Here is a 13,102-nt window from a genome sequence, read left to right on the forward strand (position 1 = left end):
GGTTTCACACTTAGTTTGCACTTGCTTCAGTTTGAGGAATTTCTGAAAGGAAGGCAGATTGATTTTCAACAGGCTGACCTTTCGACCAGCTAAAACGGCGAATAACGGGTTTAGAACCGCTTAAACGCACTTCAATAAAGTCTGGACTAAAGCCTTTTGGCATGGTCCAACGTCCAGTGAGTCGCTCACTTTCGCTAAAGTTAAAGTTTTTGTCTTCTAAAGGCACTACAAGTACTTCTGTACCCTTAATTAGACGCAGCTCAACACTTCCAGATACATTACTTTTTGACGGACTTACTTGAACGAGATCAAGTTGGTATTCATACGCATTTTCAGGTAATGGTTTAATCGCTAAATGTTGTACTGCAAGCGGCATACCACCACGTTGGCGCAATACTTCACGATACAAAACACCCAAATTACCTGTTAACTCTTGATCATCACGTGCTTTTTTAACAGCCAAATATAAATCATTTGAATTACTTACAGCGACATCACGCTCTTGGATTGCCGCATTCAAACTTTTATTCAGGCCTGCTAATTCAGTTTTTTGCTTTTGCACCACATCAACAAGTTGCTCTGCATCTGCATCATAACCGACCACAGTTAAGCCCTGACGATGACCAATACTATATCCGAGCAAACCGCTGCTCAATGCAAGTACAACTGCACCAATCGCCAGTGGCATATTCGTCTTCATAAAAGGCGTTTTTTCACTGTTTTCAGGTTCTGACTTGAAATTAGATTCTGTATTCGACATCGTCATCTCTTATTTTTAGTTCACTCAAGGCACACATTTAAATCCAGTTTTAAATGTGTGTGAAGTTTTAAATCGTTTCTTATGGTAATAAACCAATGCCTTGAAGTCCTGCATTTTCAGCAAAACTAAACATCAAGTTCATATTTTGTACGGCTTGACCTGCTGCACCTTTCACCAAGTTGTCTTGAGCCACCAAAATCACCAATTTTTTCGGTTGAGGTTTGCAAATCGCAATACGTAATTGGTTCGCACCACGCACAGTACGTGTTTCAGGTGAGCTACCTGCCGGCATAACATCTACAAACTGCTCATTGGCATAGAACTGTTCATATATGCTTTGTAAATCCGCAGAAGCACCTGCGTCTGTCAAATCAATATAGATAGTGCTGAGCATGCCACGAATCATTGGTACCAAATGCGGTACGAATAAAATTTCGTTAAACACACCTTTTTGACCTGAAATATTTTCTAAGGCTTCTACTATTTCGGGATGATGACGGTGACCTGCAACTCCATATGCCTTAAAGTTATCTGCATTTTCAGAATAGATCATACCTAGGCTGGCTTTACGACCTGCACCAGACACACCTGATTTTGCATCAATAATAATGCTTTCAGGTTTCACTAATCCTTCAGCTTTTAATACTGGCGCTAAACCGAGCTGAACAGTTGTTGGGTAACAACCTGGGTTACCAACCACTGAAGCCTTTTGAATTTTTTCACGGTTTAATTCAGACAAACCATAAACTGAATCTTTTAATAGCTCTGGACATGCATGGTCTAGGCCATACCATTTTTCAAATTGGGCTAAGTCCTGCAAGCGGAAGTCAGCAGCAAGGTCAATCACTTTAGTATTTGCAGCAACTAACTCTTCTGCGTGTTTCATTGCTACACCGTGCGGAGTCGCAAAAAATACAACGTCACATTGTTTTAGTTCTTCAATATTAAGATCTGAATAGCAAAGGTCTGTATGTCCACGCAAGCTTGGGAACATATCATCCACACGGCGGCCATTTTCAGTACGCGAAGTTAAAACTTTCACTTCCGCATTTGGGTGTCGCAGTAAAATACGCAGTAATTCAACACCTGTGTAACCTGTACCGCCGACAATACCTACTGAAATCACGCTCTTTACCTCTATTCAAAGTATCCATTTGATGACTGCGTAGTATGACAGGAAGTTTAGGATTTCTGAACTGTTTTGCTTGGGTTTATTGCAATTCGGATCTTTTTATCAATTTAAGAAAAAACATATTTTCAGAGAGCACCAAACTTAAATTGGATGAAAAGTGCAATTGTCCCACCTTCCAGCCAAATATTATTGTTTCAAACTAATTTCTAAAGGTATTTTCTGTCCATTTCTCAGAATTTCAAACTTTACAACGTTTCCTCTTAAATAGTTTGAACTTTCAACAAATGCACTGACATCATTAATATTATCATCATTCATTTTTATAATAATATCCTGCGGCAAAATAACGCCTTTGGCTGGAGAGCCAGCTTGAACTTTTTGTACAATCACTCCGCCCTGAAGGCCATTATTAATTTTATCCTTAGAAGACAATATGGTGGGATAAATTCCTGTTACTGAATTATATTTATAAAAATATCGTGAGGAATATTCTGTCCTGTTCGCAAGACGATGAGGAACTGCCTCAATAGTTCCTACAGGATAAATATTTAAATCACTTTTTTGATTATCACCAACTAAAAACGGATATGAATCTGGCTTTGAATTTCTATACCTATAATAATTTCCACTCTCTACAGGCGTATTAGTGAAAATAACGATTTGTGCCCCCAATTGATTTCCTTTATTTTTCAGGTCCCACATGCTATCGCTGTAGCCCCTATTTGTAGATACACTTTTAAATGTTTCACTCATCACAGGAACATAGCCCTGCTCAATCAGCTCATCTGTTTTAAGATCAATATCATCAACCATCATTACTTCGGTTTTTTTTGCCAGCTATCCCGATCTTGAAAACTATTTGCAAAAATTGGTGCTGAATATGCAAGTAAAATTAATCCCAGAATTTTTCTATTTTTCATAACTATACACCCAATCAGTTTAGGTTTTATGAAAAATATACTAGCACCACCACCACGGCATCACACCACTTTTTAAAGTTTTCCGATGATCTTTATAGTTTGAATCATGCTTTTGGACTTCTGCCCAAAAGTTTGGGCTATGGTCAAAATGCTGAGTATGCGCTAACTCATGTACAGCCACATAACGCGTGATTTCCAACGGAAAAAGTACCAGCCCACTATTCAACATAATGTCATGCTTTGCAGAACAGCTGCCCCAGCGAGTTTTGGGCTGACGAATTGAGCAATCACCATATTTCAAGCCTGTTTCACTGCTCACTTGCTTTAAATAAATTGGTAAATACTCTTTGGCATAAGCAATCACAAAGCTTTTTAAATATTGCTCAGGCTGCCGAACACTGATGAAAAGCTGATGCTTTTCTTCATCTAAGATGAATGAGTTTTTTTGTACTTTATAAACAATGCTTAGAGGCTGCTCTAAATTGAATAGTTTTAATTCTACTGGTAGCGTTTTATCAATCTGCCCTGTTTTTTCCTGCTGCTTCTGCCATGTCTCAATCATCCATTGTTCCGATTGTTTAAGAAAATCTTGAACTTGGCGCTGTGTACAAAACTGGGGAACCGTTAATTTAATTTGAGTTGGTTCTACACGCAGCCTTAAGCGTGTGGCACGTAATTTTCGGGTGATTTGAATTTCAGGAAGGTTTGGGATCATATTTTTTATTAATTTTAAATCCTCCCTAACCCTCTTTTTACAAAGGAGGGAAAATCACCTAAATAAATTCAGGTGAAAAGTCCCCCTTTAATCAAAGGGGAACTTTAGGGGGGATTCTAATAGAACAGATTAAACCGCAGTACGCTCTTCAATACCGTTATCGGTCGCAACAACAGCAATATCCGCCTTGTTTAGAGCAAAGATACCGTTACACACTACACCCGGAATGTCATTCAAAGTCTTTTCAAGCTCTAAAGCATTTAAGATATTTAAGTTGTGTATGTCTAAAATTACATTACCGTTATCAGTTACTACGCCTTCACGGTACACAGGGTCGCCGCCTAAAGAAACGATTTTACGTGCCACAGCAGAACGTGCCATTGGAATCACTTCTACAGGAAGCGGAAATTCACGTGCCAACTGATCAACCCATTTAGAATCATCTACGATACAAACGAATTTTTTCGCAATTGATGCAACGATTTTTTCACGAGTCAACGCAGCGCCGCCGCCTTTAATCATGTGCATATGACGGTCGATTTCATCAGCGCCATCCACATAGGCATCTAAACCGCCAACGTGGTTCATATCAACCACTTCAATGCCTAATTTTTTCAAACGTTGTGCAGTTGCTTCAGAACTTGCAACAGCAGCTTCAAGTTGAAGCTCTGGCAATAATTCGATGAGGAAGTTCACAGTACTTCCTGTACCAACACCCAAAATGCCGCCCTTTGGCAAATGCTTTAACGCAGCTTTTGCGGCAGCTTGTTTCTTTTCATCTTGGGTAGCATACAGACTCATAACTTGGCTCAACTATTTTTTGACATTTGTTGCTGATTTTACAGCCCAAATGTCCGGGTGTTTGTTACAATGAACGCCTATTTTAAACTGTTAGATGGAAAATTAACATGCTGTCTCGTTTGGTTCGACAAATATTACAGGCAACAGTCTATGACGTTGCAATCGAAACCCCACTCGAAGCAGCGCCACGAATTAGTGAAAAACTAAACAATAACATTCGCTTTAAACGCGAAGATTTACAACCTGTCTTTTCTTTCAAGCTACGCGGTGCCTACAACCGTATTAGTCAATTACCGAAATCTCAGTTGGAACGTGGCGTTATTACTGCTTCTGCAGGTAACCATGCTCAAGGCGTGGCGTTATCTGGTAAAAAGTTGGGTATTCGCGCCATTATCGTTATGCCTAAAACCACACCAGACATTAAAGTACAAGCGGTTAAACGCTTAGGCGGTGAAGTGGTTCTGCATGGCGATTCTTTTGACGTAGCCAATAAATACGCAATCCAATGTGCAAAAGATGAAGGTATGACCTTTATTCCACCTTATGACGACGAACTCGTTATGGCCGGTCAAGGAACCATTGCCAACGAAATTTTGCGTCAATGGCGTGATGTGGATTATGTCTTCGTTGCTGTGGGCGGTGGCGGTCTCATTGCCGGTGTAGCCGCTTACTTAGGTGATGTGGCACCTCACGTTAAAGTCATTCCTGTTGAATATGATGAATCAGCATGTTTAAAAGCAGCATTTGAAGCCAATGAACGTGTCATTCTTCCATCTGTCGGTCTTTTTGCCGATGGTACAGCCGTTGCTCAAATTGGTGAAAAACCATTTGAAGTGATTCAGCTACAAAAATCAGATAACTCAGGCCCAATTGTTGAGCGTGAAGTTGTACTAGTAAATACAGATGAAATCTGTGCAGCGATTAAAGATACCTTTGATGAATGCCGCAGCATTGTAGAACCGTCAGGTGCAATGGCGCTTGCAGGTATCAAGAAGTATGTTGCAGAGCATGGTCTAGAAGGCAAAAATATGGTGTCGATTGTATGCGGCGCCAATATGAACTTTGACCGTCTGCGCTACATTGCAGAACGTACCGAACTGGGTGAACGTAAAGAAGCGATCTTTGCTGTGACTATTCCAGAAGAAAAAGGTTCATTCCTTCAATTCTGCCGCGCACTACAAGGCCGTAATATCACTGAATTTAACTACCGTGCAAGCAATTCAAGTGCCGCTCAAGTGTTTGTGGGTATTAGTCTCAAAAATGGCGAAAAAGAACGTCAGGAAATTTTTGAAACTTTAAAATTCCAATACGATGTAGACGATCTCTCCGATGATGAAGTGGCTAAACTCCATATCCGTTATTTAATTGGCGGTCATGCCGATATCGAAAATGAACGCCTATTCCGCGTGGAATTCCCTGAACGTCCGGGCGCATTACTGACTTTCTTAGAACGTCTAGGCCCAACGCATAACATCACCCTATTCCATTACCGTAACCACGGTGCTGCTGAAGGTCGTGTATTGGTGGGTATGGAAGCAACGGATGCGAAACAAAACCCAGATGGTTTAATTGAAACATTGGAAAATATTACCTACCCATATGTTGAGATTACCAATAACCTTGGTTATCAACGTTTCTTGAAATAAATGAGACTTCTATAAAAGAGCTGGAATCTAGATTCCAGCTTTTTTATTTGCATCAATTCTTTTCTACATCAAAAAGAATATATTCATCAATTTAATTCATCAACGCCGTCATTGTTGTTAAATTCACCATACCCTATAATCCATTGAAAATAAAACAAAATGGATAATTAAAATTGAATATTTATGCCTTATTTATGATCGCCATTGTGGGTTTAGGTGGATATTTTTATGCATATCCGGCTTATCAACTTAAGCAAGAGGAAGATAAGATTCGTCAAAGTATGAAACAAATTCCAAATCAGTCACGTACGCAAAATCTAGAAAATATTTACGGCTATACCGCGCAGGCTGAAATGTTGAATCAATATCCAAATTACATTGTATATATTCGCTTTGATGAGCTAAGTGATCAAACCGCTCCCGAATCTGTTCAAGCCATTATCCGTGAATTTTCATGCGATGGCTTAAACCGTTTAAAGAACAATTCCGAGCTCGTTCGTAAAGCTACCCTAAATGTCATTAAAGAAGATCAGCATCAATTTCAATACATTCTAAAAAAAAATTAGGTTATGAAATTTTTAAATATCAACAAGTTATGGATAATTGCCCCAATATTGCTGAACTTTATGCCTATCAAAACACTGAAGAAATTAAAAATTAGAGCTTTTCGGTTTAGATGGATTATGTAAATTTTCATAGCCGCTCTAGGCTGAACAAGCTAACATCAACATATTCAAGAACTTTAGAATAATTTAGGAATACGGCATGGCTCAATTCGCTGTGATTGGCTTAGGAAGTTTTGGCGCAACTGTAGCCACAGAACTCATGGGTTTAAAACACGATGTCATTGGAATCGATAGCAACAAAAAGTTTGTTGAAAGTATTTCGGACCAACTGACCCATGCAGTGATTGCTGATGCAACAGATGAGCACGTTTTACAAGAACTCAATATTCAAAATTGTGAAGCCGTCGTAGTCGCAATTGGTGAAGATATTGAAGCCAGCATCTTATGTGTGCTCCATCTTAAAAACATGGGGATCAACAAAATTTGGGCCAAAGCCAAGTCCAAAGCGCATCACATGATTTTAACCCATTTAGGCATCAGCAAAATCATCCATCCTGAAGAAGATATGGGTGTCCGTGTTGCTCAGTCACTAAGTTATCCAATGGTGAGCCGCTACATGGTGCTCGAAGATGACCATTATTTGGTGAAAGTTGAAATTAAAGAGTCACAACAAGGCACGCGTTTAAATCAAATAATGGATCATGTCCCTGAAGTGAAGACGATTCTGCATAAACGTGGCACCGAGCTTCAATATAGTTTAGATCCGAACCTGATTTTACAAACAGGCGATATTTTAGTGGTTGAAGGTTTACTCGAACATTTACGTCGACTCGCTAAACACTTTAAAGCAACTTTGTAATCAGCGTCGAGTTGCTTTTGCACATAATCACGCAAGATGACAGTAAAAAACATGAAACTGCACAATAAACAGCGTAATACCATTAATCTCAGCCCACCCAGTATTTTAGCATTGGGTTTTCTTGGGCTAATTATCATTGGCACCTTGCTGTTAAAGCTCCCATATTCACATCATGGTGATTTAAGTTGGATCAATGCCCTCTTTACAGCGACCTCTGCCGTGACCATTACAGGACTTTCAGTTGTGAATGTCGGCGAAGCCTATACGGTGTTTGGTAAAGTCGTGATTATGGGGTTACTACAATGCGGTGGTCTCGGTTTTATGACCTTTGCGATATTGGCCGCTATGAGTTTGTCCCCTAAAATTGGGCTAAAACAACAAATTATGGCTCAAGAAACCATTGGACAAACCAGCCTTGCCAAAGTGACCATGACCATCAAAGGCGTACTGCTGTATTCGCTATTTTTTGAAATGGTGGGAACGGTTATTTTGACCATCGCTTGGATGCAAGAATACAATTTTAACCAGGCCCTATTTTATGCTGCCTTTTATAGTGTTTCTGCATTTAATAATGGTGGATTTTCATTATTTCCCAATAGTTTAATGAGCTTTGCTGACCGTTATTTCATTACGTTTACCATCAGTATGCTTTACATTATTGGGGGTATCGGCTTTTTGGTACTAATGGACATTAAGCGCAATAAAAGTTGGAAAAAACTCAGTACCAATAGCAAGCTGATTTTATCGACCATTGCAGGCTTAAATGTCTTTGCCTTCATCACCATTTGGTTATTAGAAGCCAATAATGCGGCTACCCTAGCCACGATGTCACTTGGTGACCAAGCCCTCAACGCGTGGTTCCATGCAACTGTTCCGCGCTCTTCGGGTTTTAACAGCTTACCTATGGAAAGCATGAGCGATGCATCATCACTCGTAACGATGTTACTGATGTTTATTGGTGGTGGTTCTCTCAGTACGGCCGGTGGCATTAAAGTTGGAACGTTTATTATTGTTGTGCTCAGTGTTGTCAGTTTTTTAAGACGTGAAGACGAACTGCGTGTGTTTAACCATTCTGTTTCTGAAAAAACCACCTTCAAAGCATTAGCGGTGATTTTCATTACAGTGACGTTGATATTCATTGGTTTTTTCAGTCTATTGCTACTCGAGCCTGATAAACGCTTTTTAGACTTACTCTTTGAAGCAGTATCCGCTGCCTGCACCGTTGGCCTATCTCGTGGCATCACCAGTAACTTACAACCCGCCAGTTTAGTTGCCCTGATGTTATTAATGTTCGCAGGCCGTCTTGGCCCCTTAACACTGGCTTATCTGATTGCTACACCAATGAAGAGTCGTTTAAAACACCCGCCTTCTGAGATCCAAATCGGTTGATTTATACATTTTCTCTCAGTCATAAAAAACCACGCCGTAGCGTGGTTTTTTTATTTGCGAATCTTTAGAACCAATTCATTAATGACACACCGACACCGACATAGGTTGCCCGATGGTTATAGTCAATCAGGCTTTCACCATAGCCATCAAACAATTGAACTGTGCCGCGCAATTTACCATTGATTGGGAAAGTCCAATCGAACTGCACAGCACCATGTGAATCATCACCACCTTTCAATGAATGACGTAACATCAAACTAAAGTCATGATCTTTATGACGATAAAATGCTGTTAAATCCCCACGTCCCACATAATCGGTAATATCTGGGTTGTTATCATCTTTGGTATCTTCTTCGAAACGATACCAAGGACGTAACATCAGTGCAAAATTGTCACGTTCAAATCCTAGATTTAACATGACACGGTTCCAACTCCGCGATAAGGGATCAGAACGCCCATTAGACTGATGGTTAAAAGTTAAGCCCAGCATACGCCAGTTCAAACCCAAGAGTTCATAGTTGGTACGAAAAACCAGACTGGCTTCAGGTTCATAGTTGGTTTCACGGAATGGTCGAGATTCATCTTCGTTGTAGACTTGCCAACGAGAAGACTGGGTATAGCCCAACCAGATATCACCATTATCACCAAATAAGTTTTCAACAGCTTTGGTTTTTAATGACAATTGGAACTTGGCTTCCATCGATTTCAGGTTTTGTTCCTGATCGGCTTGTACCGTGTTGTTTTCATTCGGGCTTGATGGACGTTCATTTTTATCTGAAGTCCAGTATCCCGGCATTAAATACACAGGTTGATAGCCGCGAATATTCCACGTCCCTAATTTACTCTCTGGAGAAAGTTCCCAACGACTATCCAATAATGAAAGATTTGGATTGAGGTTCGGTGCTTCTACAGCAAATAAACGGTCCGTAAACGCATGACTGACTTTTTCTTTGAAAGTTAGCTTCTCTGTCGGTTCAGGCTTAATTTCTTGTGCGGCTTGACGCTCAGAGACCAACATTTCTTTTTCAGCAGGTTGCACTTTAAACAAAGCGTCATAACACGATAATCGCTCTGCATTTGACTCAAGTGCCACACATGCTTCTGCGGTTGCAGGCTTAGCAGCCACATCCGCATTTTGTGCATTTACAGTACTGACATACATTGAACTGAGCGCAATGAGGCTCAGTTGCAATGTCGTACGCTCAAGAGATTTGAACGCCATAAAAACCCCTTTTTTGTTTTAATTCACTTGTTTTATTTCGAAACCAAGCTCAACCAAAGCATCTCGCTTAGCCACCGGTGCAACCACAGCTTTTGTTGGTTGTTGTTCAACCAAGTACGCCACAGCAACACGTTTTAGATCTTCCAAAGTCACATTCAACAGACGTTCACGTAACATTTGACGGAAAGCTGGCGTGCGTTTATGTAATAAAGCATAACAAGCTGTAATGGCTTCACCCGCTGGTGACCCCGGTTTATCCATGCTGGCAATTAGACCCAAAATCGCTTCTTCAAGCTGATGCGGTTGTTGTTCAGCATTCAGTAGCCATTGCACACTTGCATCAAAATCTTTAAACGTTTCAGCTAAACGTGGGTCACGGTAGCTATAGAAACGGAATGAACATGCATTGCCGTCATAGCTTGCACCACCACCATACGCGCCACCTTTTTCACGAATCGCGCTATGTAAGAAGCCATTCCGTAAATAAGCCGCCAAAATCATTAATGGTGCTGCATCTGGATGCGACACTTCCACCGCAGGATATGCTGAAGCACAGAACTGAACATTGGTTTGAATGAGCCAAGCTTCGTCATTGTTGCTATCTGCAAAATTCACTTGAGTTAAAGCATGCGGGTTATCGTCAATCGCCACTTTATCCCAAATGGTTTGAACTTCCTCAACCAATCGGTCTGAATGATGTTCTTCACACACCACCAAGAATTGTTTTGGTGCTTTAAGCAAACGGTTATGAATTAACTTAAGCTCATCAATCAAGGCATTATAAGCCGTGTCGTCTTGCTCAATTTTGCTGACAAGTTCTGACAACCAGTTCAGCGCGCCTAGGCCTGTATTATGATAATCACGTAACGCCAATGCACTATGTTGACGACCTGCAATTTGCATTGCATAGCTATGACCAGAGCCAGAAACACGTGAATGCCAACGTGCTTTACGTTGTTGCAATAACTCTACGATACGATTTTTTTCATCAAAACGTAGCTGTTCAAAAGCCAATTTCAATAAGCGAATTGCTTCAAGATTATTCACCAATGATTTAGTGGTCAACGTTAGCCAAGCACTAATTTGACCTTTATCGTCCACTTTTGAACGCAGGGATGCACCCATACCTAAACCGCCACTCACAGCTGTTTGCAACTGTTGTAGCTCTAAGTAGTCGTATTCACCTGCACCAACTTCACCCATCAAAATCGACAAGAGGTTGAAATACGGCGATTGCACCACTTCATCAGGAATCTGAATCAAAACTTGTTGGTAATAAAGACCATTGGTGCCTGCGTGGTAAAGATTTAACGGTGTATCTAATTCATTACTGATAATTTCGCGTAATTGACCTTGTACAATCTGTAATTGTGCAGGAACGTCTTCTAAACCTACTTTAGGCAATAGGTTCAAATCATCTGGGGTATCTTGACGAATGTTCAGTGCTTCAGTCTGCGCAATAATCTCTGCTTTTTGCGCTTCAGTTAAGTTCGCAACAATTTCTTTTAAACGTGCTTTTTCTGCTGCCGCTTCCAACGCATTTTTTTCAGCATCTGGAACCAAAGTTAATTGCACACGATGTTGATTATCAAGCAAGTAAGTTTTGATTAAGTTAGATAACCACATTGGGTCTTTCAACTCTTCCTTCACTTGTTCAATGGCCGTATCCACATCCCAAACATCCACAGGGTCTGAATGGTGAATCGCACTGCTTAAACCATTCAGAATTAAGCTTAGGCCATATGGTGTACCATCACCATTGATTTCACGCTGATGCAATTCAATTTGATGCAAAATCGCCTCAACTAAAGCCGGGTCAACAGGCTTAGCCGCAACGTCTTCTAATACTTTAAACACGCCATCTTTAAATTGTTCTGCATGCTCAGGGTTTGAACCTTGAATTGCACAGTAGAACGTCATTTCATAGTTTGAGTCATCTACGCCCATGAATGGACCAGTAGACTGTGCATAACCACAGGTTTCTAAGTAATGACGTAATGGCGAAGCAGAATCTTCAAGCAATACCCCCTCAACCAAACGCATACCTAAACGTAATTTGATATTACTTGCTTCTGGCAATAACCAAGAAAGCACATGATAGGTTTTGTCTTTGAGGTCTTCAGCATCAACTGCATACGTTTCAGTTACAGTTACAGGCGCAGTTAAACGACGTTCAGGTTTTGAATACAGCGTTTGACCTTTTTCAAATTTAGACAAAGCAAGCGTTTCAAACTGTTCTTGTAAATTATATGCAGGCTCATTACCAAAGGTCATAAACACCGCATTACTTGGGTGATAATGTGATTTGTAGAAACTGACCAACTCTTCATAGCTTAAGTCAGGAATGTCTTTCGGATCACCACCTGAGTTGTAATGATAAGTTGTTTCTGGGAATAAATGATGGGCAAGTTGGTGATACAACTGATCTGAAGGTGAACTCATTGCACCTTTCATTTCATTAAATACCACGCCTTTATATACAGCTTCGCCATTTTCTAGCTCAATACGAATCCCTTCTTGCGCAAAATCAAGCGGGTTCAAATTCGCAGCAAAAGCAGCATCCATATAAACTTCTAACAAGTTTTGGAAATCTTTTTTGTTTTGCGTTGCAAATGGATAAGCCGTCCAATCCGCTGCGGTAAACGCGTTCATAAATGTATTGAGTGAACGACGAATCATTAAAAAGAATGGGTCACGTACAGGGAACTTTTCTGAGCCACACAGTGCTGTATGCTCAAGAATATGCGCCTCACCTTTTGAATCCATCGGCTGCGTACGGAAGGCAACTAAAAATACGTTTTCGTCATGGTTTGTGGCTAAGTGATAATGCACTGCGCCAGTCACTTTGTGTTTATATTCAGACACTAAAATGTCTAAAGCTTCAACATGATGTTGACGAATCAACTGAAACGCGGGATGTACAGTTTGAGAAATGGTTTCAGTGACATCTACAGTCATGTGTGCTCCTAATCTATTCATTTAAATTAGGCAAAGTATACCTTAAAAAATCACAACTAGATTCACCGAAACAACATTTCCAACTGTTTTAATCAACTTGAACTTTAATTTTAAAAATCACTTGTTTTAGCTCT

The 13,102-nt window shown here is 40.4% G+C and carries 11 protein-coding genes; 4 read left to right on the forward strand and 7 right to left on the reverse strand.

The features are described from left to right. Positions 1 to 10: 10 nt before the first annotated feature. From FTV50_RS05300 to rpiA, 5 genes are all read right to left on the reverse strand, one after another. Positions 11 to 760, reverse strand: a complete 750-nt coding sequence (locus FTV50_RS05300; RefSeq protein ID WP_180023759.1) for a hypothetical protein — start codon at positions 758 to 760, stop codon at positions 11 to 13. A gap of 79 nt (positions 761 to 839) precedes the next feature. Further along, positions 840 to 1,886 (reverse strand): N-acetyl-gamma-glutamyl-phosphate reductase, encoded by a 1,047-nt coding sequence (argC, locus tag FTV50_RS05305; RefSeq protein WP_180023760.1) that lies wholly within the window; start codon positions 1,884 to 1,886, stop codon positions 840 to 842. A 192-nt stretch (positions 1,887 to 2,078) separates the two neighbouring features. After that, positions 2,079 to 2,705: a PDZ domain-containing protein gene (locus FTV50_RS05310; protein ID WP_180023761.1), complete on the reverse strand. Its 627-nt coding sequence runs from the start codon at positions 2,703 to 2,705 to the stop codon at positions 2,079 to 2,081. 147 nt (positions 2,706 to 2,852) lie between these two features. Beyond that, positions 2,853 to 3,527 carry a SprT family zinc-dependent metalloprotease gene (locus FTV50_RS05315; protein ID WP_180023762.1) on the reverse strand — a complete coding sequence of 225 codons (675 nt, stop codon included), beginning with the start codon at positions 3,525 to 3,527 and terminating at the stop codon, positions 2,853 to 2,855. A gap of 129 nt (positions 3,528 to 3,656) precedes the next feature. Continuing rightward, positions 3,657 to 4,328, reverse strand: coding sequence for a ribose-5-phosphate isomerase RpiA (gene rpiA / locus FTV50_RS05320; RefSeq protein WP_180023763.1), 672 nt, complete (start codon positions 4,326 to 4,328; stop codon positions 3,657 to 3,659). 107 nt (positions 4,329 to 4,435) lie between these two features. Here rpiA and ilvA point away from each other — a divergent pair, with 107 nt between their 5' ends. The 4 genes from ilvA to FTV50_RS05340 all read left to right on the forward strand — a co-directional run bounded on the left by ilvA (position 4,436) and on the right by FTV50_RS05340 (position 8,788). After that, a complete protein-coding gene (ilvA, locus tag FTV50_RS05325) occupies positions 4,436 to 5,974 on the forward strand; it encodes a threonine ammonia-lyase, biosynthetic (RefSeq protein WP_180023764.1) in 1,539 nt (512 codons plus the stop codon). Positions 5,975 to 6,147: 173 nt separating this feature from the next. Beyond that, a complete protein-coding gene (locus FTV50_RS05330; RefSeq protein ID WP_180023765.1) occupies positions 6,148 to 6,540 on the forward strand; it encodes a hypothetical protein in 393 nt (130 codons plus the stop codon). 199 nt (positions 6,541 to 6,739) lie between these two features. Next, positions 6,740 to 7,399, forward strand: coding sequence for a TrkA family potassium uptake protein (locus FTV50_RS05335; RefSeq protein ID WP_078188649.1), 660 nt, complete (start codon positions 6,740 to 6,742; stop codon positions 7,397 to 7,399). A 51-nt stretch (positions 7,400 to 7,450) separates the two neighbouring features. After that, positions 7,451 to 8,788 carry a TrkH family potassium uptake protein gene (locus tag FTV50_RS05340; protein ID WP_180023766.1) on the forward strand — a complete coding sequence of 446 codons (1,338 nt, stop codon included), beginning with the start codon at positions 7,451 to 7,453 and terminating at the stop codon, positions 8,786 to 8,788. Positions 8,789 to 8,852: 64 nt separating this feature from the next. Here the strand turns inward: FTV50_RS05340 and FTV50_RS05345 are convergent, their stop codons facing one another. Together FTV50_RS05345 and FTV50_RS05350 are read right to left on the reverse strand one after the other, a co-directional pair. Then, positions 8,853 to 10,010, reverse strand: a complete 1,158-nt coding sequence (locus FTV50_RS05345; protein ID WP_180022830.1) for a phospholipase A — start codon at positions 10,008 to 10,010, stop codon at positions 8,853 to 8,855. 18 nt (positions 10,011 to 10,028) lie between these two features. Continuing rightward, entirely contained in the window at positions 10,029 to 12,968 is a 2,940-nt protein-coding gene (locus tag FTV50_RS05350; RefSeq protein ID WP_180023767.1) for an insulinase family protein, read from the reverse strand. Between the last annotated feature and the right edge of the window lie 134 nt (positions 12,969 to 13,102).

Origin of the sequence: Acinetobacter sp. YH1901134, from assembly GCF_013416965.1 — a bacterium.
Classification (GTDB): Bacteria; Pseudomonadota; Gammaproteobacteria; order Pseudomonadales; family Moraxellaceae; genus Acinetobacter; species Acinetobacter amyesii.

Coding starts and splice junctions, on each gene's coding strand:
- FTV50_RS05300 (WP_180023759.1), bottom strand. CDS start 760: ATGTCGAATACAGAATCTAATTTCAAGTCAGAACCTGAAAACAGTGAA.
- FTV50_RS05310 (WP_180023761.1), bottom strand. CDS start 2,705: ATGGTTGATGATATTGATCTTAAAACAGATGAGCTGATTGAGCAGGGC.
- FTV50_RS05315 (WP_180023762.1), bottom strand. CDS start 3,527: ATGATCCCAAACCTTCCTGAAATTCAAATCACCCGAAAATTACGTGCC.
- rpiA (WP_180023763.1), bottom strand. CDS start 4,328: ATGAGTCTGTATGCTACCCAAGATGAAAAGAAACAAGCTGCCGCAAAA.
- ilvA (WP_180023764.1), top strand. CDS start 4,436: ATGCTGTCTCGTTTGGTTCGACAAATATTACAGGCAACAGTCTATGAC.
- FTV50_RS05335 (WP_078188649.1), top strand. CDS start 6,740: ATGGCTCAATTCGCTGTGATTGGCTTAGGAAGTTTTGGCGCAACTGTA.
- FTV50_RS05340 (WP_180023766.1), top strand. CDS start 7,451: ATGAAACTGCACAATAAACAGCGTAATACCATTAATCTCAGCCCACCC.
- FTV50_RS05345 (WP_180022830.1), bottom strand. CDS start 10,010: ATGGCGTTCAAATCTCTTGAGCGTACGACATTGCAACTGAGCCTCATT.
- FTV50_RS05350 (WP_180023767.1), bottom strand. CDS start 12,968: ATGACTGTAGATGTCACTGAAACCATTTCTCAAACTGTACATCCCGCG.